This is a genomic window from Microbacterium sp. NPDC057658, from assembly GCF_042799975.1.
GTDB lineage: Bacteria > Actinomycetota > Actinomycetes > Actinomycetales > Microbacteriaceae > Microbacterium.
In genome coordinates this window covers 583,623-606,468 of record NZ_JBHVHT010000002.1, presented here as the reverse complement: position 1 = coordinate 606,468, position 22,846 = coordinate 583,623, and the positions used below count along the sequence as shown (strand labels likewise).

24 protein-coding genes and 1 riboswitch are annotated in these 22,846 nt (G+C 71.4%); of the genes, 1 reads left to right on the top strand and 23 read right to left on the bottom strand.

Annotation, left to right across the window (positions count from 1 at the left end):
- Window positions 1–143 precede the first annotated feature (143 nt).
- The 17 genes from ACFU8V_RS16435 to infC all read right to left on the bottom strand — a co-directional run bounded on the left by ACFU8V_RS16435 (window position 144) and on the right by infC (window position 17,688).
- On the bottom strand, window positions 144–2,291 hold the full coding sequence (locus ACFU8V_RS16435; protein ID WP_378872796.1) for a bifunctional hydroxymethylpyrimidine kinase/phosphomethylpyrimidine kinase: 2,148 nt from the start codon (window positions 2,289–2,291) through the stop codon (window positions 144–146).
- Window positions 2,288–3,136, bottom strand: coding sequence for a hydroxyethylthiazole kinase (gene thiM / locus ACFU8V_RS16430; protein WP_378872793.1), 849 nt, complete (start codon window positions 3,134–3,136; stop codon window positions 2,288–2,290). The genes ACFU8V_RS16435 and thiM overlap by 4 nt, the downstream gene beginning before the upstream one ends.
- Window positions 3,127–3,220, bottom strand: a riboswitch (TPP riboswitch). Its footprint overlaps the gene before it by 10 nt.
- Window positions 3,221–3,227: 7 nt before the next feature.
- A complete protein-coding gene (locus tag ACFU8V_RS16425; protein ID WP_249520852.1) occupies window positions 3,228–4,199 on the bottom strand; it encodes an NAD-dependent epimerase/dehydratase family protein in 972 nt (323 codons plus the stop codon).
- Window positions 4,200–4,440: 241 nt separating this feature from the next.
- Window positions 4,441–5,160, bottom strand: coding sequence for a DUF402 domain-containing protein (locus tag ACFU8V_RS16420; RefSeq protein WP_378872789.1), 720 nt, complete (start codon window positions 5,158–5,160; stop codon window positions 4,441–4,443).
- Between the two features lie 59 nt (window positions 5,161–5,219).
- Entirely contained in the window at window positions 5,220–7,739 is a 2,520-nt protein-coding gene (gene pheT, locus ACFU8V_RS16415; RefSeq protein ID WP_378872786.1) for a phenylalanine--tRNA ligase subunit beta, read from the bottom strand.
- Window positions 7,739–8,779: a phenylalanine--tRNA ligase subunit alpha gene (pheS, locus tag ACFU8V_RS16410; protein ID WP_303709497.1), complete on the bottom strand. Its 1,041-nt coding sequence runs from the start codon at window positions 8,777–8,779 to the stop codon at window positions 7,739–7,741. The genes pheT and pheS overlap by 1 nt, the downstream gene beginning before the upstream one ends.
- A gap of 49 nt (window positions 8,780–8,828) precedes the next feature.
- On the bottom strand, window positions 8,829–9,755 hold the full coding sequence (locus tag ACFU8V_RS16405) for an amino acid ABC transporter permease (RefSeq protein ID WP_303709496.1): 927 nt from the start codon (window positions 9,753–9,755) through the stop codon (window positions 8,829–8,831).
- A complete protein-coding gene (locus ACFU8V_RS16400; RefSeq protein ID WP_062636670.1) occupies window positions 9,752–10,399 on the bottom strand; it encodes an amino acid ABC transporter permease in 648 nt (215 codons plus the stop codon). Before ACFU8V_RS16400 ends, ACFU8V_RS16405 begins: the two co-directional genes overlap by 4 nt.
- 84 nt (window positions 10,400–10,483) lie before the next feature.
- Complete coding sequence (locus ACFU8V_RS16395; RefSeq protein WP_338566386.1) at window positions 10,484–11,398, bottom strand: glutamate ABC transporter substrate-binding protein; 915 nt, start codon at window positions 11,396–11,398, stop codon at window positions 10,484–10,486.
- A 46-nt stretch (window positions 11,399–11,444) separates the two neighbouring features.
- A complete protein-coding gene (locus ACFU8V_RS16390) occupies window positions 11,445–12,191 on the bottom strand; it encodes an amino acid ABC transporter ATP-binding protein (RefSeq protein WP_025105274.1) in 747 nt (248 codons plus the stop codon).
- Window positions 12,192–12,454: 263 nt separating this feature from the next.
- Window positions 12,455–13,417 carry a TAXI family TRAP transporter solute-binding subunit gene (locus tag ACFU8V_RS16385; protein WP_378872780.1) on the bottom strand — a complete coding sequence of 321 codons (963 nt, stop codon included), beginning with the start codon at window positions 13,415–13,417 and terminating at the stop codon, window positions 12,455–12,457.
- Window positions 13,414–14,787: an ATP-binding protein gene (locus ACFU8V_RS16380; protein WP_025105276.1), complete on the bottom strand. Its 1,374-nt coding sequence runs from the start codon at window positions 14,785–14,787 to the stop codon at window positions 13,414–13,416. Before ACFU8V_RS16380 ends, ACFU8V_RS16385 begins: the two co-directional genes overlap by 4 nt.
- A 3-nt stretch (window positions 14,788–14,790) precedes the next feature.
- On the bottom strand, window positions 14,791–15,462 hold the full coding sequence (locus ACFU8V_RS16375; protein ID WP_025105277.1) for a response regulator transcription factor: 672 nt from the start codon (window positions 15,460–15,462) through the stop codon (window positions 14,791–14,793).
- Between the two features lie 24 nt (window positions 15,463–15,486).
- Window positions 15,487–16,299 (bottom strand): RNA methyltransferase, encoded by an 813-nt coding sequence (locus ACFU8V_RS16370; RefSeq protein WP_025105278.1) that lies wholly within the window; start codon window positions 16,297–16,299, stop codon window positions 15,487–15,489.
- 88 nt (window positions 16,300–16,387) lie between these two features.
- Complete coding sequence (rplT, locus tag ACFU8V_RS16365; protein WP_017202428.1) at window positions 16,388–16,774, bottom strand: 50S ribosomal protein L20; 387 nt, start codon at window positions 16,772–16,774, stop codon at window positions 16,388–16,390.
- A 32-nt stretch (window positions 16,775–16,806) separates the two neighbouring features.
- Window positions 16,807–17,001, bottom strand: coding sequence for a 50S ribosomal protein L35 (gene rpmI / locus ACFU8V_RS16360; RefSeq protein ID WP_025105280.1), 195 nt, complete (start codon window positions 16,999–17,001; stop codon window positions 16,807–16,809).
- Window positions 17,002–17,073: 72 nt separating this feature from the next.
- Window positions 17,074–17,688, bottom strand: a complete 615-nt coding sequence (gene infC / locus ACFU8V_RS16355) for a translation initiation factor IF-3 (protein WP_102209100.1) — start codon at window positions 17,686–17,688, stop codon at window positions 17,074–17,076.
- Between the two features lie 257 nt (window positions 17,689–17,945).
- Between infC and ACFU8V_RS16350 the strand changes: the two genes are divergently transcribed.
- Window positions 17,946–18,344 carry a DUF1844 domain-containing protein gene (locus tag ACFU8V_RS16350; protein WP_025105282.1) on the top strand — a complete coding sequence of 133 codons (399 nt, stop codon included), beginning with the start codon at window positions 17,946–17,948 and terminating at the stop codon, window positions 18,342–18,344.
- Window positions 18,345–18,362: 18 nt separating this feature from the next.
- Here ACFU8V_RS16350 and ACFU8V_RS16345 read toward each other — a convergent pair whose 3' ends face one another.
- The 6 genes from ACFU8V_RS16345 to ACFU8V_RS16320 all read right to left on the bottom strand — a co-directional run bounded on the left by ACFU8V_RS16345 (window position 18,363) and on the right by ACFU8V_RS16320 (window position 22,770).
- Window positions 18,363–19,160: an SseB family protein gene (locus tag ACFU8V_RS16345; RefSeq protein ID WP_025105283.1), complete on the bottom strand. Its 798-nt coding sequence runs from the start codon at window positions 19,158–19,160 to the stop codon at window positions 18,363–18,365.
- On the bottom strand, window positions 19,144–19,890 hold the full coding sequence (gene priA / locus ACFU8V_RS16340; protein WP_025105284.1) for a bifunctional 1-(5-phosphoribosyl)-5-((5-phosphoribosylamino)methylideneamino)imidazole-4-carboxamide isomerase/phosphoribosylanthranilate isomerase PriA: 747 nt from the start codon (window positions 19,888–19,890) through the stop codon (window positions 19,144–19,146). The genes ACFU8V_RS16345 and priA overlap by 17 nt, the downstream gene beginning before the upstream one ends.
- 111 nt (window positions 19,891–20,001) lie before the next feature.
- Window positions 20,002–20,637, bottom strand: a complete 636-nt coding sequence (gene hisH, locus ACFU8V_RS16335) for an imidazole glycerol phosphate synthase subunit HisH (RefSeq protein ID WP_062764639.1) — start codon at window positions 20,635–20,637, stop codon at window positions 20,002–20,004.
- Window positions 20,634–21,251, bottom strand: coding sequence for an imidazoleglycerol-phosphate dehydratase HisB (gene hisB, locus ACFU8V_RS16330; RefSeq protein WP_025105286.1), 618 nt, complete (start codon window positions 21,249–21,251; stop codon window positions 20,634–20,636). The genes hisH and hisB overlap by 4 nt, the downstream gene beginning before the upstream one ends.
- Entirely contained in the window at window positions 21,248–22,333 is a 1,086-nt protein-coding gene (locus ACFU8V_RS16325) for a histidinol-phosphate transaminase (protein ID WP_378872770.1), read from the bottom strand. The genes hisB and ACFU8V_RS16325 overlap by 4 nt, the downstream gene beginning before the upstream one ends.
- A gap of 68 nt (window positions 22,334–22,401) precedes the next feature.
- Window positions 22,402–22,770 carry a LysM peptidoglycan-binding domain-containing protein gene (locus ACFU8V_RS16320; protein ID WP_025105288.1) on the bottom strand — a complete coding sequence of 123 codons (369 nt, stop codon included), beginning with the start codon at window positions 22,768–22,770 and terminating at the stop codon, window positions 22,402–22,404.
- Window positions 22,771–22,846: the final 76 nt, after the last annotated feature.

Genomic DNA, 22,846 nt, shown 5'->3' with positions numbered 1-22,846 from the left:
AGAAGGGCGGGGTCGCCTAGAATCGGCGGCCGCGACGTCGGCGCACGGCGATGACGCTCGGGACGAGCGTCGAAGGAGCGGTGGCGACCGAAGGCATGCGGCGACGATAGCGCGGGCGTGTTCGGCACCGCAAATCCGGGGCGTCACACGACAGCGTGCGCGACCGGTGCGGCGAAGAAGGCCCGTTCGTGCGCGCTCGATGCGAGGAAGGCTCGCCGCATCCGCTCTCGGCCGGTGTCGTCGGCCCTCGCGGCCGCGGCGGCGACATGCGCGACGGCCTGCCGGGTGGCCTGCGCGAATGCCGGATCCGCGTAGGTCGCCAGCCACGATGCGTAGGGATGCCGGGGGTCGCGGGGCGCCGCGCCGAACGCTCCGGCATGGAGCCGCTCCCCCAGGTCGGTGTAGAGCCAGAAGCACGGCAGCACGGCCGCGATCACCGTGGCGTAGTCCCCGCCGAAGGCGACGGCACGCAGGTGGTCGAGGTAGGCGACCGTGGCCGGGGCGGGCTCGGCGGCGAAGGTCGCGCCGTTCACCCCGGTCTCCGGGGTCAGCCACGACGCGTGCAGCTCCAGCTCGCCGCGGATCGCGCCGTGCGCGGCCTCGGCCCAGAACGCCTGCTCGTCGGGGGTCGGAGCGAGACGTGACGCCTCCGCGAGCACCCGGGCGTACTCGCGGAGGTAGAGGGCATCCTGCGCGAGGTAGAAGACGAAGGCGTCGCGGTCGAGAGTCCCCTCGGCGAGCGCGCGCACGAAGGGCAGCGCGTCGATGTCGCGGCGGATCGCGGCGGTCTCGTCCCACCAGGCCGCGGCCACCTCCTCCGGTGTCGGCCGGGTCTCGACCCCGCCGCGCGCCCAGAGTCCCGAGAAGGGATGGATCGGGCCGTGTCCTCGCCCGATCTCCAGGTCGTCCGCCGCGCGGAGGGACTCCCGCAACCAGGCGCGCGCGGCGCGCACCGCGGTCGCGGGATCGTCGCCCGTCGCCAGTCGTGTGGCCAGAGCCGCGGACAGCGAGCAGCCGGTGCCGTGGGTGTTCGCCGTGTGGATGCGCGCGCCGGGGAACTCCGCGTGCGTACCGGCTGCCGTGTCGATCAGGGCGTCCGGTGCCTCGTCCCCGGGCAGATGCCCGCCCTTCACCAGCACCGCGGTCCCCATCGCGGCCGACAGCTCTCGCGCCGCGGCGAGCGCGTCCGCCCAGTCCGCCACCTCGTGACCGACGAGCACCGCGAGCTCGGCGAGGTTCGGGGTGACCACGGTCGCCAGGGACAGCAGGCTCCGCAGCTCGCGCTCCGCATCGGGGTGGAGCAGCCGATCCCCCGAGGTCGCGATCATGACGGGGTCGAGCACGACGATCGGGGGCTGTGTGTCCCGGAGCCACGCGGCGACCGTCCGGATCACCTCCACGTCCGCGAGCATGCCGACCTTCACGGCGTCGATGCGGATGTCGTCACCGACGGCGTCGAGCTGCGCCCGGAGGAAGTCCGCGGGAGGAACGTGCACGGCGCGGACGCCCTGCGTGTTCTGGGCGGTCAGGGCCGTCAGGGCCGCCATGCCGTAGCCCCCGTTCGCGGCGATCGCCTTGAGGTCGGCCTGGATGCCCGCGCCCCCGGACGGATCGCTGCCGGCGATGCTGAGCACGTGCGGCACCGCCCGCCCGAGCCAGCGCCGACGGAAGGCCGCGGCGGCGGTCCGGGGGTCGTCCGCCGCGCACAGCGCCGAGACCACCGCGATCCCGGCCGCGCTGGCCGCGCGCAGCGCCGCCGTGTCGTCGAGCTCCACCCCGCCGATCGCGACGCACGGCAGCGCACTGCGCGCCGCGAACGCGGCGAAGCCGTCGATGCCGAGCGGGGCCGGGTGGTCGGGCTTGGTGCGCGTGGGGCGGATCACGCCGACCCCGAGGTAGTCGACCGTGCCGGGCGGCAGCGCGGCGACCTCCTCGAGGTGCGCGGAGGTGTTCGCGGTCAGCCCGATCAGGGCCTCCGGGCCGAGGAGCTCGCGCGCGCGGAGCACCGAGGCGTCCGCCTGACCGAGGTGCACCCCGTCCACCCTGGCGCCGCGACGACGGGCCTCGACGGCCGCATCGAGGCGATCGTTCACGACGAGCAGCGCGCGACCGTCGATGGCCGCGGACAGAGCGAGGAGCTGCACGACGGTCTCCTCGTCCGTCGCCTCCTTGTCGCGCAGCTGCACGATGCGGACGCCGCCGGCCACCGCTTCGCGGACGGTCGCGACCACCCCGCGTGCGCCGCACAGCGACCGATCGGTGACGAGGTACAGGGACAGGTCGACGGTCATCGGGTCTCCTCCTCGACGCGGGCGCGGTCCCGGAGATCCGCCGGGGTCACGGCGGACAGCGCATCGAGCAGTCCGACGGCGAAGCTGCCCGGTCCGCGGGAGGCCTCCGCCGCCTGCTCGGCCGCGACCGTGTAGACGAGGGTCGCCGCGGCCACCGCCGTCAGCGCATCGGTCCCGGTACCGCGGGACGCCCCGAGGAAGGCCGCCATCACGGCCCCCAGCGCGCAGCCGCCGCCCGTCACCCGCGTGAGCAGCTCGTTCCCGTTGGCGATGCGGATCACCCGTTCCCCGTCGGTGAGGAGGTCGACCGGACCGGAGACGGCGACCACGGAACCGTGCCGGTCGGCGAGCTCCCGCGCCGCCGCTGCCGCCGCCTCGGTACCGTCCGTCGCGTCGACACCGCGGCCGCCGCTGCTGTGCCCGGCGAGCGCGAGGATCTCCGACGCGTTGCCGCGGATGGCGGTCGGGCGCCGCGCGGCCAGCTCGTGGGCCAGTGCCGTCCGCACCGGGAGCGTGCCGATCGCGACGGGATCGAGCACCCACGGCGTGGCGGCGGCGAGCGCTCCGGCCACGGCTTCCCTGCTCGCCTCCCGCTGCTCCGGGGTCGGCGTCCCGAGATTGACGAGGAGCCCCGAGGCGGCACCCGCGAACGGTCCGGCCTCGCCGACGATGTCGACCATCGCCGGCGCCGCGCCGAGCGCGAGCAGCACGTTGGCGGTGAACCCCGTCACGACGGCGTTCGTGAGGCAGTGCGTCAACGGCGGCGCAGCCCGGACCTCCTCCCGCAGCCTTCCCGCCGTGACGGCGAGGTCGAGGACGGATTCCGGACGCACAGGATCGCTCATTGCGACATCCCTTCGCTAGTACGAACTAGATCAGGTTCGACGGGTGTGATCTCAGCCGCGGATGCGGCACCCCGTGTCACTGCCTCGCAGTCTAGCGAGCGAAGGCGTCGAGCAGCGCCCGCTCCTCCGTCCGCGTGAGTCCGGCACGGCGCTCCCGGTCCACGCCCCGTTCGCGCTCGTCCGCCACGACGCGTTCCACCGTCTCTTCGAGGGGCCGGAGCCTACCTCCGCCGCGCCGGTACCGCGCGTTCGAGCGGGTCATGAATCCGCTCATCTCGGGCGGCAGCCACAGCGGGAGCGAGCGCGGCCCCGCCCAGTACGCGACACCCTCCGCGACGAGACGCTCCTCCGTGCCGACGACGACCGGACCGGTGTGCCCGGTGGAAGCGCGCACCGTACGCAGCACGTCCTCCAGGTCGCGCACGTCGCCGATCGCGTTGACGGCACCGGTGACGGTGGCGGACACGACGAAGGCGGCGACGTCCTCGACGTCGATGACCTGCGCCGTGCGCCCGTCGAGCGGCGGGAGCAGCACGGGCTCGTCCAGGGCCCGGAGGAACGCCGCCGCCCAGTAGCCGAAGCGATCGCTCGGGTCGCCGTCGCCGACGATGAGGCCGGGACGGACGAGGAGCGCGCGGTCGCCGAGGCTCTCCTGCACGGCGTCCTCCGCCGCGACCTTCTGCCGCGCGTAGTCGTCGTCCTCACCGGCCTGCGCCGCCGGGTGCCGCGGGGCCGACTCGTCCGTCCCGACCGTCTCGTCGTCGCGGTACACCGACATCGACGAGACGCAGGTCCACCGGGCGGCACGCTCGCCGAGCGCGCGGACGGCCCCGGAGACATGAGCGGCGCGGGAGGAGACGTCGACGACGTGGTCCCAGTCGGTGCGCGAGACGACGTCATAGGCGTCCTCGTCGTCGCGGTCGGCGAGCACGAGGGTCGCTCCCGGTGGCGCCGGCCGCCCGCCGCGGGCGAGGCAGGTCACCGACGCGCCCGCCCCCAACGCGTGCGCGGCGATGCGCTCCGACAGCCATCCGGTTCCCCCCAGGATCAGCACATCCGTCATGTGCCCATGTCATCAGGATCGACGACTCGGGGGAAGGGCCTCCGCTCAGAGCGGAGCGACACAGGCCACCCCGCGAGCACAGGCCCTCACGCGGACACCGGCCCTCACGCGGACACCGCCCACCACGCGAGCTCAGGCCCTCACGCGAGCACAGGCCATGGGCGCTGCTGTCGCCTGATGCCGCGCGAACGCCTGATGCCGCGCGGGCTCGGCGCCGTCGCGGAGGCCGGCCCCGAAGCGGTCAGGGGACGACGATCTCGTCGAGGCCGTCCAACACCGGGATCGTCCACGACGGGTCCGGTCGCCAGTCGATCCACTCCCGATCGAACGGCCAGTCGCCGGCATGGAACGACGCGATGGCCGCGACCGCGTGCCGCTCGATCTGCGCGGCCTGCGCGGCGGTCAGCCGTCCCTGGTCGACGGCGGCGACCAGCTCGTCCTCGTCCTTCATCGCCACGCGCCCGTCCTGTGCGATCTCGACGTCGAGGACGTGATCGGAGGTGTAGGTGGCACTGTCGGTGCGCAGGTGCGCGTTCTCGAGGTTGACGTACCAGCCGGCGAAGTCCCACGTCGTCCCGGTGACCGAGCTCCAGAACAGCCAGACCGACCACGGCACTCCCGCGGGCGCGATGCGCAGGATGCCGTTGCCCCACCACTCCTCGACGATCCGGCGCCGGGGCTCCCGCCACCGCCGATCGAGCGGGACGGTCCGGATGCGCTCCCCGTCCCGCGTGCCCTGACCTTCCTGCTGCGTCCCGGCGGCGAGCCACGCGACGAGACCGCGCTCATCGTCACGGACGACGCGCATGGGGGTGACGGTCGCCGCCTCCCCCGTGGTCCACCCCGGCTTGCGGTAGTGCCAGTCGAGCTGCGCACCCGGCGAGAGGAACGGTCCCTCCCCGAGCGATCGCGCTCCGGCGGGGACCGAGGGTGGCGTGGGCTGCAGGAGGAGGCTCGTCATCCGGCCACGCTATCGCGAGAGCGCACGGCTCCCCGGAAAGGGGCCGTGCGCTCTCCCGATCAGTCGCGGAGGGCGGCGCCGAAGCGCTCCGCGGCGACGGCGACGCCCGCCATCTTCGCCTCGGAGGCCTCCGCGGCGGTCAGCGTGCGGTCGTCGGCCCGGAAGCGCAGGGCGAACGTCAGCGACTTCGATCCCTCGGGCACGCCCTCGCCGCGGTAGTCGTCCACGAGCCGGACCGACTCCAGCAGCGCGCCGGCGCCCTCGATGAGAGCCGCGCGGACCTCGCCCGCCGGCACCTCGGCCGGCAGCGTGAGCGAGACGTCCTGCGTCGCGGCCGGGAACGTGGACAGCGACGCCGCAACAATGCGTCCTCCGGCGAGCGTGAGCAGCCGGTCGAGGTCGAGTTCCAGTACGGTGGCGCGGCCGGGCAGGTCGGCCTCCTCCGCGACGGCGGGATGCAGCTCGCCGACATAGCCGATCTCCTCGCCGGCGGCGACCAGCGCACCGGTGCGTCCGGGATGGAGCGCGGCGCGCTGCGTCTGCACGACGTCGATCTCGATGCCCGCGGCGGCCCCGATCACGCGGACCGCGTCGAGCGCCTCGACGAGCCCGGCGGCCTCGGCGGCACGCCCCGGCTGACGCGGCGACACATTGCCGGTCAGCAGCACCGCGACGTGGCGCTCCTGCGGGGGGATGGAGGCGTCGAGCTCGGCGAGCACCTCATCCGACGGCCGGACACCCAGCGGCGGGACCTCGGCGGTGCCGTACTCCACGCCGGGCTCCGGGACGAACACGGCCCCGGTCTCGAACAGCGCGAGATCCGTGAGCCCGCGCGAGATGTTGCGGTGCGCGGTCTGCAGCAGACCCGGGATGAGCGAGCGCCGCAGGAACGGCACCTGCCCGTCGAGCGGGTTCGCGAGGCGGATGCTGGGCAGGTGCTCACCGGACGCGGAGCCGTGCAGATCGTTCTGCGCCTCGGTCGTGAACGGGAACGCCGGAGTCTCCACGAACCCGGCGGCTGCGAGAGCGTTCGCCACGCGGCGACGCCCCTGCTGGTGGGCCGTGAGGCCGCGGCCGGACGGCGGCGTCGGCAGCACCGCGGGGATGCGGTCGAGCCCGTGGATGCGGGCGACCTCCTCGGCGAGCGTCCACTTGTCGGTGAGGTCCGGGCGCCAGGTCGGCGGGATGACTGTCCACCCGCCCGGGGTCCCTGAGCCTGTCGAAGGGCTGACCTCCGCCCCGATCGTCGTGAGCGCCCCGGTGATCTCGTCGTCGGTGTAGTCGACGCCGATCAGTCCCTGCACGAAACCGCGCGGGAGCTCGATCTCGGCGACGAAGACCTCGGCGAAGAGCGCGCCACCTTCCTCCGTGAGCGTGCCACCGGCGAGCTCGACCATGAGGTCGGCCGCGCGCCGGGCCGCGACGAACGGGATCAGCGGGTCGACGCCGCGCTCGAAGCGCTTGGACGCCTCGCTCGGGAGCTTGTGCCGGCGGGCCGTGCGGGCGATGGTCGTCGCGTCGAAGGTCGCCGCCTCGATGAGCACGTTCCGCGTGGTGTCGCTCATCTCGGTGGTGCCGCCGCCCATGACACCGGCGAGGCCGATGGGGCCGGAGTCGTCGGTGATGAGGAGGTCTTCGACGTGCAGCTTCCGCTCCACGCCGTCGAGCGTGGTCATCGTCTCCCCCGGCGTCGCGCGCCGGACGGTGATGCCTCCCGTGAGCTTGTCGAGGTCGTAGCCGTGCAGCGGCTGCCCGAGCTCGAGCATGACGTAGTTCGTGATGTCGATGAGCACCCCCAGCGACCGCATGCCGGCGAGGCTCAGGCGCGCGATCATCCACGGCGGGGTGGGCCGCGACGGATCGACGTCGCGCACGACCCGGGTGACGAACTCGCTCGCGCCGACCTTGCCGCGCACCGGCGCCTGGTCGTCGACCACGGCCGTGTGTCCGGAACCGGGCTGCAGCTCGGCGAAGTCGCGCTCGGCGGGGTCGCGGAAGGCCGCCCCCGTGGCGTGGGAGTACTCACGGGCGACGCCGCGCACCGAGAACGCGTAGCCGCGGTCCGGCGTGACGTTGATCTCCACCGCGACGTCGTCGAGGCCCAGCAGCGCGATCGCGTCCGTGCCCACGGGCGCATCGATGCCGAGGTCGCTCAGCACGACGATGCCGTTGTGCTCGTCGCCGAGACCCAGCTCGCGCGCGGAGGCGATCATGCCGTCCGACACGTGACCGTAGGTCTTACGGGCGGCGATGGGGAACGGACCGGGAAGGACGGCGCCGGGCAGGGTCACGACGACCTTGTCGCCGGCGACGAAGTTGTGCGCGCCGCAGACGATCCCGCGGACACCGCCGTGCTCAGGACCGACGTCGACCTGGCACCAGTTGATGGTCTTGCCGTTCGACTGGGGCTCCGGCTCGAGCGAGACGACCTGGCCGACCACCACGGGACCCGTGATGTCGAAGCGGTGCACGTCCTCCTCTTCGAAGCCGACGGTGACCAGCGCCGCGAGGACGTCCTCGGGCGTGGCATCCGCTGCCAGATCGACGTACTCACGCAGCCACGAAAGCGGGACGCGCATCACACCACCATCCCGTACTGCTCGCTGAAACGGACATCGCCCTCGGCCATGTCGCGCATGTCCTGCACATCGCTGCGGAACATCAGGCCCCGCTCGATGCCCATGCCGAACGCGAAGCCGCTGTACACCTCCGGGTCGATCCCGGCCGCGCGCAGCACGTTCGGGTTGACCATGCCGCAGCCGCCCCACTCGATCCAGCGCGCGCCGCCCTTGAAGGTCGGGTGCCACAGGTCGAGCTCGGCGGAGGGCTCGGTGAAGGGGAAGTAGTTCGTGCGGAAGCGGGTCTTGGCCTCCGGACCGAAGAGCTGCTTCGCGAAGTGGTCGAGCGTGCCCTTGAGGTGCGCCATCGTGATGCCCTTGTCGACGACCAGTCCCTCGAACTGCGTGAAGACCGGGAGGTGCGTGGCGTCGAACTCGTCGGTGCGGTACACGCGGCCCGGGCACAGCACGTAGATGGGGACCTCGCGGTTCAGCATCGACCGCACCTGCACCGGGCTCGTGTGCGTGCGCATGACGAGGTGGCGCGAGGTCGGGTCGACGTAGAAGGTGTCCTGCTCCTGGCGGGCGGGGTGGTCGACGTCGAAGTTCAGCGCGTCGAAGTTGAACCACTCGTGCTCGAGCTCCGGCCCCTCCGCGATCTCCCACCCCATGCCGACGAAGATGTCCTCGACGTGGTCCTGCAGGAGAGCGAGCGGGTGCCGGGCGCCCACACGCGTCCGCGACGGGACGGCGGTGATGTCGACGCGCTCGGCCTCCAGGCGCGCGGCGACCTCGGCGGCGGCCAGCTCGGCCTCCTTCGCCGCGAGCGCCTGGTTCACACGACCGCGGCCCTGGCCGACGAGCTTGCCGAACGCGGCCTTGTTCTCGGGGGCGACCTGGCGCATCGAGGCGTTCAGGACCGCGAGCGGCGATCCCTCCGCGACGTGCGCCGCACGGGCGGCTTTCAGCGCGGCGGTGTCGGCGGCCGCGTCGATCGCCGTGAGGGCGTCGGCGACAGCGGCTTCGACCGCTTCGGGGGTGATTTCCGGAGACTCTGACACGGGAGTCGAGTCTACCGGCGCGGGACGGGCGCCCCGCGCCGGTAGCGGCTCAGAGGCCGGAAGCGCCGGAGTTGTTGGCGTCGAACTTGCCCAGCCCGCGCTGCGCCACGATGAGCGACGTGTTCGTCTCGCCGTCGTGCTGGCGAGGGTCCGCCTCGTCCGGTCCGGCCTTGGCCGAGCGCTTCGCCCGACGCTGCAGGCGGTAGGCGATGTAGGACAGCACCAGACAGACCGCGACGTACATCGAGCCGCCGACGATCGCGGCGGGGATCAGCGGCGACCCGTAGGGCGCCTGATTGCCGATCTGGTTGATGACGTACAGCAGCTCCTGGTACGTGATGATGAAGCCCAGCGCGGTGTCCTTCAGTGCCACCACGAGCTGCGCGATGATCACGGGCATCATCGCCCGGACGGCCTGCGGGATGAGGATGAAGTACATGACCCCGGTCTTGCGCAGACCGATCGCGTAGCCGGCCTCCTTCTGTCCGCGCGGCAGCGACTCGATCCCGGCGCGGAGCACCTCTGCGAGCACGGAGCCGTTGTAGACGATGAGCGCGATGACGACCGCGAAGTACGGGGGCATCCGGATGCCGATCACCGGAAGGCCGTAGTACAGCAGCATCATGAGGATCAGGACGGGGATCGCCCGCATGATCTCGATGATCCACCGCACCGGCTCCCGCACCCAGGCGTGCTCGGAGAGGCGGCCGATGCCGAGGACGAAGCCGAGGACCAGCGAGCCGACACCGGCGACGGCGAAGGCGGAGAGCGTACTGAGCAGGCCCTCCCCGAAACGCACCCAGACCGCCGAGTAGGTGAAGATGTTCCACTTCTCCGCGGAGAACTGGCCGGTGGCGTACAGGCGCCAGACCACCCAGCCGAGCACGGCGAGGACGACGAGGATCGTGACGGCACCGATGATCCGGTTGCGGGCGACCGCGCGGGGGCCCGGGACGTCGAACAGGACGGAACTCATCGCGCGATCCTCCACTTGTTCTCGAGCACGCGCTGCACCCAGCTCAGGAGCAGCACGAGCACGACGAAGATGACCATGACCCAGAGCAGCACGACAAGGGCGTTCTCGCCCCGCTCGCTGAGTGCCGCCCGGATCGTGCCGAGGTTGACCACCGAGAAGCCGGCGGCCACCGTGGTGTTCTTCATGAGGGCGATCAGCACGCTCATGAGCGGCGGGACCACGGACCGCGTGGCCTGGGGCAGCACGACGAAGCGCATGACCTGGCCGAAGTTGAGGCCGATGGCGCGTGCCGCCTCCGCCTGTCCGACCGGCACCGTGTTGATGCCGGCGCGGATCGCCTCCGCGACGTACGTGGCGGTGTAGATGCCGAGGGCGATCGTGGCCAGCAGCAGGGAGTTGACCCGCTCCCCCAGCAGGATCGGAAGGCAGAACGCGAAGAAGAACATCACCAGCGTGAGCGGGGTGTTCCGGATCCAGTTCACGTACACGGCGCCGACGCCGCGCGCGATCGGGACCGGGGACACGCGGGCCGCTCCGACGATGAGTCCGAGCACCACGGCGATGAGGCCACCGCCGAGGAACAGCGCGATGGTTCCCCACAGCGCTTCACCCCAGAGGTCGAGGTGGTCAGAGATCACTCCCACTGCTGTGCCTTTCGGTTCGTTTCCGCGTCAGGTCGACGCCGAGGAGGACGGGGGCGGCCGGTCGGACCGGCCGCCCCCGGGAGATCAACCGACCGGGTCGACCTCGGGCTGCTCGGCCTTCACACCGGAGGCGCCGAGGTTGTTGTCGAAGATCTGCTGCCAGATGTCGCCACCGTCGGTGAGCTGCGTGTTGAAGTACTCGACGAGCGCGTCGTCGCCCTTCGCCACACCGATGCCGTAGCGCTCCTCGCTGAACGGCTCGCCGACGACCTTGAGGTTGTCGGGGTCCTGCGCCGCGTAGCCGATGAGGATGGCCTCGTCGGTCGTGACCGCGTCGACCTGACCGTTCTTGAGGTCCTCGACGCACTTGGAGTACGTGTCGTACTCCTTCGTCTTCACCTCGGGGTAGTTCTCCTTGATGTTCTGGATCGGCGTCGAACCCGTCGCCGAGCAGACCGTGGTCGAGGAGTCCAGGTCGTCGACGCTCGCGATGTCGCTGTCGGCGGCGACGAGGAGGCCCTGGCCGGTGACGAAGTAGGGACCGGCGAAGGCGATCTGCTCCTTGCGCTTGTCCGTGATGGAGTAGGTGCCGACGTAGTAGTCGATGTCACCGTTGACGATGGCCTGCTCGCGGTTCGCGGAGGCGATCGCCTGGAACTCGATCTTCTCCGGGTCGACTCCGAGGGACGCCGCCATCCAGCGGGCGATGTCGACGTCGAAGCCGGTCCGCTCCCCGGTCACGGGGTCGAGGTAGCCGAGACCGGGCTGGTCCTCCTTGACGCCCACCTTGACGGTGCCCGACGAGGAGATGCGGTCGAACGTGGGGCTCCCCTCGATCGTGACGTCCTCCTCGACGGTCCAGGGCGTGCTGCTCGAGGCGTCGCCCTCGTCGCTTCCCGACGTGCCGGTGCTCGACGGCGTGCCGCTGTTGCAGGCCGTGAGCGCGAGCAGCGCCACCGTGGCGATCCCGAATCCGGCCAGTGTCCGTGTGCGTCGCATGTGCGTCTCCTTCGTGTGCTGTGCTGTGGGTGCTGGGTCTGGGAAGTCAGTGCGTGAGGAGCTTCGAGAGGAAGTCCTTGGCGCGGTCGCTCTTCGGGTTCGTGAAGAACTCCTCGGGCTTGGCCTCCTCGACGATCCGGCCGTCCGCCATGAAGACGACGCGATCGGCCGCCTTGCGGGCGAAGCCCATCTCGTGGGTGACGACGATCATGGTCATGCCCTCCTGGGCGAGCTCGACCATGACGTCGAGGACCTCGTTGATCATCTCCGGGTCGAGCGCGCTGGTCGGCTCGTCGAACAGCATGACCTTCGGCTGCATGGCGAGGGCCCGTGCGATCGCGACGCGCTGCTGCTGGCCGCCGGAGAGCTGCGCGGGGAGCTTGTTCGCCTGCTGCGCGACGCCGACGCGCTTGAGGAGCATCATGGCTTCCGCCTCGGCGTCGGACTTCTTCAGGCCGCGGACCTTGATCGGGCCGAGCGTCACGTTCTCGAGGATCGTGAGGTGCGCGAAGAGGTTGAAGGACTGGAAGACCATGCCGACGTCGGCCCGCAGGTGCGCGAGCGCCTTGCCCTCCGCGGGCAGCTCCTTGCCGTCGATGCGGATCGAGCCGCTGGTGATGGTCTCCAGACGGTTGATCGTGCGGCAGAGCGTCGACTTGCCCGAGCCGGAGGGGCCGATCACGACGACGACCTCCCCCGCGTTGACGGTGAGGTCGATGTCGCTGAGCGCCTGGAACTCGCCGTAGTGCTTCTGGACGTTCTCGACGACGACGAGCGGGGTTTCAGAGGTCATCATTTCTCCAAACTAGCCACGCGATGCGCGCGGTTCCAGGCACCACGGTGAGGTTTACACGTTCGTAATCACCTGATCGCGGCGCCAATGCATCCTCGCAGGGGCACCCCACGGCCCGCCCCCTCGGGCCGCGGGATCGCCCTGCTGCCACGCTCCCAGCGACAGCAGGCAGCAGGTGTCCGATCGTGTGCGATCGACCTCACCCTGGCAGAGCCGGCGCACGGCTGTCAGGGATCTTGAGGATTTCTTGAGGGGGGCGCCGGTCACCGGCGCAGATCGCGGTAGTACTGCTCCGCGCCGGGGTGCAGGGGCACCGGTCCGGTGAAGATCGCCGACCGGCGGTCCAGCAGCGCCGCCGCCGGCACATCGGCGGCGAGTGCGGTACGCGCGGCGAACAGGCCCGCGACGAGATCGTGGACGACGCCGGGCGGGGTGCTGCCGGCGGTGACGAGGTAGTTCGGCACCGCCATCGTCGTCACGGAGACGTCGAGTCCGTAGGTGCCCGCAGGCACGTCGGCGGGCCGGTACGCGTGGGAGTACCGCTCGTTGACCGCGTTCACCCAGTCCTGCTCGACCGGGAGCAGGCGCACGTCCACGGTCTCCGCGAGGTCCGCGATTCCGGGCGTCGGCAGCCCGCCCACCCAGAAGAAGCCGTCGATCTCGCCGCGCTCCATGGCGGCGATGGAACCGCCGAGGTCGAGCTGCGGATCGTCGATCGCGTCGGCGGCGACGCCGGCCGCGTGGAGCACCCGGGTGGCGATGACGTTCACCCCCGAGTTCTCGGCTCCGAGGGAGATCCTCCGCCCGGAGAGGTCGGCCAGGTCGTCCAGGGCCGAGTCGTCGCGCACGACGATCTGCAGGTACTCGTCGTAGAGACGGGCGATCGCCTGCACGTCCAAGGCCTCGGTGAAGGCACCCGTCCCCGCCACCGCGTCCGCCGCCGCATCACCCTGCGCGAAGCCGAGGAGGACCTCCCCCGCACTCACGCGCAACAGGTTGTCCACCGATCCCGCCGTCACCTCCGCCGTGAGGTCGACGTCGAGCTCACGCGACAGCTCGGCCGCGAGGTGGCTGCCGTAGTCGTGGTAGACACCGGTGGGGCTGCCCGCGGCGAGCACGGCGACGGTCTCCGTCCAGTCCGCGGAGCGCGGGCTGCACGCGCTCAACCCGACTGCGGTGACGAGCGCGAGCATGCCGGCGACGACACGCCGCCCCCACGCGCTCATGCCGCCGCCTCCGCCGGGAGGACGAGGGCCACGAGGAGCCCGCCGCCGTCGGCCCCCTGCACCCGCAGCTCGCCCCCGACCGTCGCGAGGAGGTCGGTCGCGATCGCCAGCCCGAGCCCGGTCCCCGGCATGTCGCCGCTGTCCGCGCTCCGCCAGAAGCGATCGGCCGCCGCCGACGCATCCTCCGGCGACAGTCCGGGGCCGTGGTCGCGCACGGTAAGACGGCATTCGTCACCCGCGCGCTGCGCGCCGACCTCGATGGACGAGCCCTCCGGCGAGTACTTCACCGCGTTGTCGATCGCGGCGTCGAGCGCGCTCTCCACGATGGTGCGGTCGGTGATCGTCATGACCGACGACTCCCCCGTCCGACGCAGCACGATGGCCCGCTGCGCCGCCACCTCCTGCCAGGCCTCGACCCGGCGTCCGGCCACGGCGGCGAGATCGACCGCCGACATGGTGGAGTCGGTGCGACCGCCGCGGGCGAGCCCGAGGAGGGTCTCCAGGATGCGGGTCATCCGCCGGCCCTCCTCCCTGGTCTCCTCCACGTCGTGGTCCCACTCGCGTCCCAGACCCGTCGCGAGGTGCTCGACGCGCAGCAGCAGCGCGTTGAGCGGATTCCGCAGCTCGTGCGAGGCGTTCAGCGCGAACTCCTGCTGGCGGGTCATGACGCGCTCGATCTCGTCGGCCATGCCGTTGAACACCCGCGTCATGCGCCGCAGCTCGGGCGGCCCGGTGCCCTCGGCCACCCGCGCGTCCATCTCCCCCCGCTCGATCGCCGCCATCGTCTCGTCGAGACGGCGCACCGGGGAGAGCACCCAACGGGCCAGCCCGGCGACCAGGAGGATGCCGAGCGCGCACAGCAGCACGACGATGAGGCCGAGCACGAGCGTCTGCCGGAGGATGACGGTCTGCGGCGTCTGGGTGCCTCCGGTCACGAGCACGGCGCCGATCACGTCGCCGTCGTCGAACACCGGCTCCACGAGCGCCGCATCGGACACGATCCAGGCGGAAGAGGTCGGCTGCTCGGCGCGGCGTCCGGAGAGCGCCAGCCGCACCCGCTGCGCATCCCCCTCCGACAGGACCGTGTCTCCGTGGTCCCCCGCCGCCCACGGGCTGCCGGTGAGATCGAACACGGTCACCTCGATCCCGTAGACCTCCTGGAAGCGGCGGACCTCGGCGTCCATCACCGCCGGGCTCCCGGAGCGCAGCGCCTGTCGGGCGCTCGTCGCGAAGTACCCGAGGTCGCCGAGCTGCTCGGCGTAGAACGACTGCTGGACGCTGCGAGCCGCGCTCCACCCCGTCACGCCGCCGAGCGCGACGAGCACCACGATCAGCGGCACGAGGAAGACGACGGTCAGGCGGCGGCGCACGCGTCAGGACCCCGCGAGCCGGTAGCCGACGCCGCGCACGGTCTCGATGAACGCACGGTCACCGCTCTTCTTCCGGATGGCCGCCACATGCACTTCCAGCGAGTGGCCGAAGCCGCGCCAGTCGGTGTTCCAGACCTCGCGGATGAGGCGCTCCTTCGGCACCGCGACACCCGGATACCGCGCGAGCACGCCCACGATGTCGAACTCCTTGCGGGTGAGCGCCAGCGGCACCCCGCCGACCTGCACCTCCCGCGCGACGAGGTCGATCTGCACCGCTCCGCCATGCAGCAGCACCCGGGTGTCCGGCTCCGTCCGCAGCGGCCGCGACCGCCGGGTGACCGCCTCGATCCGCGCCAGGAGCTCGTGCACGTCGTAGGGCTTCACCACGAAGTCGTCGGCGCCGGCGCGCAGTCCCTTGATGCGCTCGGCGACCTGGTTGCGCGCGGTGACGATGACGATCGGCACGTCGGAGCGCCCGCGGATGCGGCGGCAGAGGTCGATGCCGTCGACATCCGGCAGCCCGAGATCGAGCAGCACGACCTCGGTGTCGGCATCCAGGTGCTCCAGCGCCGCGTTCCCGTCGGCCGCGTGCACGGTGGCATAGCCCGAGCGCGCGAGGAAGGCCTGCAAGGCCCCCGCCACCCGCTCGTCGTCCTCGACGATCAGAATCCTCATCTCCCCGCGCCCCGCCTCACCCGCTCAGCCGGCCGGAGCCGCGCGTTGGGCGAACGCGCTCTCGTACAGGCAGACGCTCGCCGCGGTGGCCAAGTTCAGCGACTCCGCACGCCCGAAGATCGGCAGCCGGAGCACCCGGTCGGCCCTGGTCAGAGCCTCGTCCTCGAGCCCGCGCGCCTCGTTGCCGAACAGCCACGCGGTCGGCTCGCCGAGGACGCCGTCGGCGCGTGCGGCGAGGAGGTCGTCCCCCTTCACGTCCGCCGCGAGGATCTGCATTCCCGCCTCGTGCGCACGCCGGACGACCTCGTCGAGCTCGCCGCCCACCGAGACCGGGAGGTGGAAGAGCGAGCCGGTCGTCGCGCGCACCACCTTGGGGTTGTACGGGTCGACGGTGCGGCCGGTCAGCACCACCGCGTCGGCGCCCGCCGCGTCCGCCGCGCGGATGATCGTGCCCAGGTTGCCGGGGTCGCGCACCTCCTCGCAGATCGCGATGAGGCGCGGCGTGCCGTCGAAGATCTCGCGGACCGAGGTCGGCGTCTGGCGGACCACCGCGACGAGTCCCTGGGGCGTCACCGTGTCGGCCATCGCGTTGAGCACGTCCTCGCTCACGTACTCGACCTCGACGTCGGCGTCCGCCGCCTTCGCGCGGATGTCCGCGTGCTTCTCCCAGCCGTGCGGGGTCGCGAAGAGCTCGACGATCGCATCCGGGCGGTACGTCAGCGCCTCGCGGACGGACTGCGGACCTTCCAGCAGGAAAAGACCGGTCTCGGTGCGGGCGCTGCGCTTGGTCAGCTTGGCGACGGCACGGACTCGGGGGGAACGGGGGTTCTCCAGCACGAACTCAGTCTACGGTCAGCCCGACACCGCCCGGATACGCGGAACGGGCGCCTTCCCGGAGGAAGACGCCCGTTCGGAAGCGAGATGCTTACGCCGCGGACTTCGGCGCGTTGACGTCGGAGGGCAGAGCCTTCTTCGCCGTCTCGACCAGCGTCGTGAACGTCGCGGCGTCGTTCACCGCGAGGTCGGCGAGCATGCGACGGTCGACCGTGACACCCGCGAGGCCCAGCCCCTGGATGAAGCGGTTGTACGTCATGCCGTTCTGGCGAGCCGCAGCGTTGATGCGCTGGATCCAGAGGCGACGGAAGTCGCCCTTGCGCTTGCGGCGGTCCCGGTACGAGTAGACCAGGGAGTGGATGACCTGCTCCTTGGCCTTCCGGTAGAGGCGCGAACGCTGACCGCGGTAGCCGGAGGCGCGCTCGAGGATGACCCGACGCTTCTTGTGGGCGTTGACCGCCCGCTTGACTCTTGCCATTTTCCTGTGTTCCTATCCTGCGATCGGGCGCGTCAGCGACCGAGAAGCTTCTTCGCGACCTTGAAGTCCGCCTTCGCGAGCACCTGGTCCTGGTTCAGACGACGGGTGCGACGGCTCGACTTGTGCTCGAGGTTGTGGCGCATCCCGGCCTGCTGCTTCTTCAGCTTGCCGCTGCCGGTGATCTTGAAGCGCTTCTTAGCACCCGAGTGGGTCTTCTGCTTCGGCATCTTCTCTTCCTTCGTATGGCGCCTTCTCAGGCGACGGTGTCAACCCGCGGTGCGGGAGTTCTGGGGGCGGACCTACTCCGCCTTGGCGTCCGCGGAGGCGTCCGCGTCGTTCTTCGCGTCGCGCGCGGCCTGCTTGTTCGCGGCGCGCACGGCGTTCTGCTCCTGCTTCGCCTCGGACTTGCTCTTGTGCGGCGCGACGACCATCACCATGTTGCGGCCGTCGATGGTCGGGTTCGACTCGACCGTGCCGAACTCGGCGACGTCTTCGGCGAACTTGCGCAGCAGACGGACACCCTGCTCCGGGCGCGACTGCTCGCGACCGCGGAAGAGGATCATGGCCTTGACCTTGTCGCCGGCCTTGAGGAAGCCCTCGGCGCGCTTGAGCTTCGTCGTGTAGTCGTGCGCCTCGATCTTCAGACGGAAGCGGACTTCCTTGAGGATCGTGTTCGCCTGGTTGCGACGCGCTTCCTTTTCCTTCTGCGCGGCCTCGTACTTGAACTTGCCGTAGTCCATGATCTTGACGACGGGCGGCTTCGAGTTCGGGGCGACCTCGACGAGGTCGAGATCGGCTTCCTGGGCGAGACGCAGCGCTGCCTCGATGCGGACAACGCCGATCTGCTCACCCGCGGGGCCGACGAGGCGGACCTCGGGGACGCGGATGCGCTCATTGGTACGGGGATCGCTGATGCGGAGCTCCTTAGACGATGTGATTCGGCCACCGCGATGCGGTCTGCATCCCGGGCGAAATCGGAGTCGTCCCCCACCCGCCGGCTCTCAGACGCCGGCTCCGCACCCTGTCTACCGGTCCTCTCGTGACGAGCGGAGCCGGCGGAGTGCAAGACCCGGTAGCCTGGAACGGCAAGCGCGGGTGGGAAGTGAATCCTCTTTCGTTCCGGAGCACGACGCTCCGGAGCCCGCCAAAGTCTAACAGAAAGCAAGGCGAAGTGACGAACCAGGCATCGGACGAGGCGGCCCGCGAGCGCGAGGAGCGATGGGCTCGGCAGGAAGAGGCAGCCTCCTCGGCCGTCCGTGACATCGCCGACGTCCCGGCCGTCGAGGTGATCACCACCGCCGCCGTGCACCTCATGAGCGCGGCGGCCGTGAAGCTCGGCCTCGCGGACGACCCGGACGCCGCGGCCCAGCTCGACCTGGACGAGGCGCGCAAGCTCATCAATGCCCTCGCGGGGCTCATCACCGCCGGCGCCCCGGAGATCAGCGATATGCACGCCCGGTCGCTGCGGGACGGCCTCCGGTCGCTGCAGCTCGCCTTCCGCGAGGCCTCGACGATCCCCGACCCGATCGGCAAGGGGCCGGGTGAGAAGTGGACCGGTCCCGTCACCTGATCCGGCCGACGCTCCGCCTCAGATGCTGCGGCGGAGCTTGACCGTCAGCGAGTCGGCGAGGACGGCGATCCGGTCGTCCGCCGCCCAGCGCTGAGCGAGCCGCGCGAGCACGGCATCCAGGACCTCTCGCTCCAGGCCGTCGACGAGCTCCAGGACCACGATGAGCTCCGGTCCGCGGAGGCGCGCGTCCGGGTCACCCGGCGCGACGGAGACGTCGATCACGGCGAGCTCGTGGGCGATGCTCTCCCGGAGGGCGGTGACGACCTCGGGAGAGAGGAAGCTCGGCTCCCAGGCGTGCCCCTGCGCCACGGCCCAGACGGCGGGGCGGCGGATCACGAACTCGGTGTCGGACGTGGGGTCCAGCACGATGAGATCGGTGTCCTCCGACGACGCGGCCAGGGCCGCACGGACGGCCTCGACCGGGATGGGGCGGGCCGACGGGTCCCAGCGCTGCATCGTCTCGACCGACGAGAACACCGGCTGGACGCGGCGCCCGTCCGGTGCGGCCACGGTGACGATCGAGAGCTCCTGCGTCTTGTCCACCGCGAGACCGCTGGGCGCCACGCCCTCCTCGCCCTTCTCCGCGATCAGGGGCACGAGCACACGGGCGGAGCGGAACGCGTCGACGACCTCGGCCTGACTCCCCTCGCCCGCACGGAAGCGGTGCAGCGCGGCGAGCAGAGCGGGGTCCGCGGAGCCGTCGTCGGCCGCGTGCGGATTCGACTCGAAGCTGCGCCCCTCCCAGGGGACGCCGGCGGAATCGGCCCGGTTGTGCGACTCCGGACCGCAGGCGTGCGGATCAGTCTCCGGCGACATCCAGGGCCTCCGCGAGCGTGAAGGCGCCCGCGTACAGAGCCTTCCCGACGATGGCGCCCTCGACGCCCAGGGGCACGAGGTCGCGCAGCGCGGCGATGTCGTCGAGGTTCGAGATGCCGCCGGACGCGACGACCGGCTTCGGCGTGCGCGAGGTCACCTCGCGCAGGAGTTCCAGGTTCGGGCCGCGCAGCGTGCCGTCCTTGGTCACGTCGGTGACGACGTAGCGGCTGCAGCCGGCGTCCTCGAGGCGCTCGAGCACCTCCCAGAGGTCGCCGCCCTCCTTCGTCCAGCCGCGCGCCGCGAGGGTCGTGCCGCGGACGTCGAGGCCGACGGCGATCGCCTCACCGAAGCGGCTGATCACGTCGGCCGCCCACTCGGGGTTCTCCAGAGCGGCGGTGCCGAGGTTGATGCGGGCGGCGCCGCTCTCCAGAGCGGCCTCCAGGCTCGCGTCGTCCCGGATGCCGCCGGAGAGCTCGACGTTGACGTTCTTGAACTGCTTGATGACCTTGCGCAGGATCGGCGCGTTGCTGCCGCGTCCGAACGCCGCGTCGAGGTCGACGAGGTGGATCCAGGAGGCCCCCTGCGACACCCACTCCCCTGCCGCGTCGAGCGGGTCGCCGTAGCTCGTCTCGGTCCCGGCTTCCCCCTGCGTGAGACGGACCGCCTTGCCGCCGGCGACATCGACCGCGGGAAGGAGCGTGAGCGAGGGGGACTGCGCGAAGTCGTTCATGGGGTCCTTGGTTCGGGTGGGTCTGCGGCCCGAGCGGGCACGAGAGACGAGGGTAGTCCGCCGCGGGGCGCGGGACAAACCGCGTGACGCCGGGCGCCGACGCAGCTGGGGTCAGAGGCTCTGCACCCAGTTCCGGAGCAGCTGGATGCCGGCGTCCCCGGACTTCTCCGGGTGGAACTGCGTCGCCGAGAGCGGGCCGTTCTCGACGGCCGCGAGGAAGGGGCCGCCGTAGGTCGCCCACGTGAGCACGGGCTGCGGGAACGGCGGGATCACGTCGAGCTCCCAGGACTGCGCGGCATAGGAGTGCACGAAGTAGAAGCGCTCCTGCTCGATGCCGCGGAACAGGACGGTGTCCTCCCCCGGCTCGACCGTGTTCCAGCCCATGTGCGGCAGGACCGGGGCGTCGAGCTCCGTCACAGCACCCGGCCACTCGCCGAGGCCCGCGGTGTCGTGCCCCCGCTCGACGCCGTGCTCGAACAGCACCTGCATGCCGACGCAGATGCCGAGCACCGGTCGGCCCCCCGCGAGACGACGGCCGATGATCTCGTCGCCGCCGTGGGCGTGCAGGGCGTCCCGCACAGCCTGGAAGGCGCCGACACCGGGCACGACGAACCCGTCGGCCTCCAGCGCCTCGGCGCGGTCGCGGGTCAGCACGGCATCGGCTCCCGCGGCGACGAGCGCCTTCACAGCGGAGTGGACGTTCCCGGACTCGTAGTCGAAGACGGCGACCCGCGGCGCGGCGCTCACAGCGCCCCCTTGGTCGACGGGATGCCGTCGACGAGAGGATCCAGGGCCTTCGCCTGGCGGAACGCTCGCGCGAACGCCTTGAACTCGGCCTCGGCGATGTGGTGCGGGTCGCGCCCGCTCAGCACCCGCACGTGCACGGTCAGCGCGGCGTTGAAGGTGATGGCCTCGAAGACGTGCCGCACGAGGGATCCCGTGAAGTGCCCGCCGATCAGGTGGTGCTCGAAGCCCGCGGGCTCCCCCTCGTGCACGAGGTAGGGGCGGCCGGAGATGTCGACGACCGCCTGCGCGAGCGCCTCGTCCAGGGGGACGAGGGCGTCGCCGTACCGGGAGATGCCGGACTTGTCTCCGAGGGCGGCCAGGATCGCCTGGCCGAGCACGATCGAGACGTCCTCCACGGTGTGGTGCGCGTCGATGTGGGTGTCCCCGGAGGCCCGCACGGTGAGATCCGTCAGCGAGTGCTTGGCGAACGCCGTGAGCATGTGGTCGAAGAACGGCACCGAGGTGTCGATGCGGCTCGCACCGGTGCCGTCGAGGTTCAGCTCGACCTCGACGGTGGACTCCGACGTGCTGCGCACGCGGCTCGCGGTGCGTGCGGTGGGCGCGGGGATGGTCATGATGCCGATCCTATCGAGGCCAGGGCGTCCAGGAACGCCGTCGTCTCCGCCTCCGTGCCGGCGCTCACCCGCAGGTGGCCGGGGATGCCGACGTCGCGGACGAGCACACCGCGGTCGTACAGCTGCTGCCACGTCGTCTGCGGATCCGCGACGCCGCCGAACAGCACGAAGTTGGACCACGAGAGGTGCGGGGTGTACCCGAGGGCTTCGAGCGTCGCCGTGATGCGGTCCCGCTGCTCCACGATCTCCTGCACCATGCCGAGCATGACGTCGGCGTTGCGGAGGGCGGCGACCGCGGCGGCCTGCGTCAGAGCGCTGAGGTGGTACGGCAGTCGCACGAGCCGGAGCGCGTCGATGAACGCCGGGTCGGCCGCGAGGTAGCCGACGCGGGCGCCGGCGAAGGCGAAGGCCTTGCTCATCGTTCGGGAGACGGCGAGGCGCGGCCGTCCTTCCAGGAGGGTGAGGGCCGACGCCGCATCCCGTGGCGCGAACTCCTGGTAGGCCTCGTCGACGATCACGACGCCGCGGGCCGCCTCGTAGACGGCCTCCACGACGTCGAGCCCCAGCGGGGTGCCGGTCGGGTTGTTCGGCGAGCAGAGGATCACGATGTCGGGGTCGGCCGCGCGCACCTGCTGCGCCGCCTCCTCCGGGGTGACCGTGTAGTCGGGCTGACGGGTGCCCGCGATCCAGGACGCGCCCGTCCCCTTCGCGATGAGCGGGTACATGGAGTACGTGGGCGCGAATCCGAAGGCCGTGCGTCCCGGCCCGCCGAACGCCTGGAAGATGTGCTGCAGCACCTCGTTGGACCCGTTGCCCGCCCAGATCTGCTCCGGCGTGAGGCCGTGACCCAGGTAGTCGGCGAACGCCTCCCGCAGCGTCGTGAACTCGCGGTCCGGGTACCGGTTCACGTCTCGGATCGCCACGGCGATGTCATCGAGGATGTCGCTCGCGACCTCGTCGGGAACCGGATGCGTGTTCTCGTTGACGTTCAGCGCCACCGGCAGCGGGGCCTGCGGCGCTCCGTATGGGGTGAGTCCGCGCAGATCGTCGCGGAGCGGGAGATCGTTGAGGGAGAAGGTCACCCTTCCCATCTTAAGAGGAGCAGGGAGAGCCGAGGTCATCGTGACGATTCGGCCGGGAGGACTCGGCGTCAGTCGGTGTACCGCGCCGGCAGTGCGAGCTCCTGGCCGACCTGGAGCTCCCCGCCGCGCAGCAGGTTCATGCGGGTGATCTCACCGATGACATCCCGCGGGTCGGCCTCGGGAGCGATGCTGCTCGCGATCGACCAGAGGGTGTCGCCGGGCATGACCGTGACGGTCTCGACGGAGACGGCCGGCGCGTCCGCGCCGGAGGCGGTCGCGCTGCCCCCGCTGAGCGCGGCGAAGGCGATGCCCGCCGCGAGCGGGACCGACGCGAGCGCGAGCAGAGTGCGACGGCCGCGTGCCGTGATCCGCAGCCGGGTGGCCGGACGGGCCGATGCCGGGAGGGCGGTCGCGGTGCTGAGGCTGATGCTGCTCATGTCTGCTCCTTACTGTCCCGGCGCCGGAGCCCGGGGAGGTTGGCGTAGCTTTCGCATCCGCGCCTCGGCCGGGAGC

Bases quoted from the DNA above. Each gene is read 5' to 3' on its own strand.
- ACFU8V_RS16435 (WP_378872796.1), bottom strand. From the start codon at position 2,291: ATGACCGTCGACCTGTCCCTGTACCTCGTCACCGATCGGTCGCTGTGC.
- thiM (WP_378872793.1), bottom strand. From the start codon at position 3,136: ATGAGCGATCCTGTGCGTCCGGAATCCGTCCTCGACCTCGCCGTCACG.
- ACFU8V_RS16425 (WP_249520852.1), bottom strand. From the start codon at position 4,199: ATGACGGATGTGCTGATCCTGGGGGGAACCGGATGGCTGTCGGAGCGC.
- ACFU8V_RS16420 (WP_378872789.1), bottom strand. From the start codon at position 5,160: ATGACGAGCCTCCTCCTGCAGCCCACGCCACCCTCGGTCCCCGCCGGA.
- pheT (WP_378872786.1), bottom strand. From the start codon at position 7,739: ATGCGCGTCCCGCTTTCGTGGCTGCGTGAGTACGTCGATCTGGCAGCG.
- ACFU8V_RS16405 (WP_303709496.1), bottom strand. From the start codon at position 9,755: ATGAGTTCCGTCCTGTTCGACGTCCCGGGCCCCCGCGCGGTCGCCCGC.
- ACFU8V_RS16395 (WP_338566386.1), bottom strand. From the start codon at position 11,398: ATGCGACGCACACGGACACTGGCCGGATTCGGGATCGCCACGGTGGCG.
- ACFU8V_RS16390 (WP_025105274.1), bottom strand. From the start codon at position 12,191: ATGACCTCTGAAACCCCGCTCGTCGTCGTCGAGAACGTCCAGAAGCAC.
- ACFU8V_RS16385 (WP_378872780.1), bottom strand. From the start codon at position 13,417: ATGAGCGCGTGGGGGCGGCGTGTCGTCGCCGGCATGCTCGCGCTCGTC.
- ACFU8V_RS16375 (WP_025105277.1), bottom strand. From the start codon at position 15,462: ATGAGGATTCTGATCGTCGAGGACGACGAGCGGGTGGCGGGGGCCTTG.
- rplT (WP_017202428.1), bottom strand. From the start codon at position 16,774: ATGGCAAGAGTCAAGCGGGCGGTCAACGCCCACAAGAAGCGTCGGGTC.
- rpmI (WP_025105280.1), bottom strand. From the start codon at position 17,001: ATGCCGAAGCAGAAGACCCACTCGGGTGCTAAGAAGCGCTTCAAGATC.
- ACFU8V_RS16345 (WP_025105283.1), bottom strand. From the start codon at position 19,160: ATGTCGCCGGAGACTGATCCGCACGCCTGCGGTCCGGAGTCGCACAAC.
- priA (WP_025105284.1), bottom strand. From the start codon at position 19,890: ATGAACGACTTCGCGCAGTCCCCCTCGCTCACGCTCCTTCCCGCGGTC.
- hisB (WP_025105286.1), bottom strand. From the start codon at position 21,251: ATGACCATCCCCGCGCCCACCGCACGCACCGCGAGCCGCGTGCGCAGC.
- ACFU8V_RS16320 (WP_025105288.1), bottom strand. From the start codon at position 22,770: ATGAGCAGCATCAGCCTCAGCACCGCGACCGCCCTCCCGGCATCGGCC.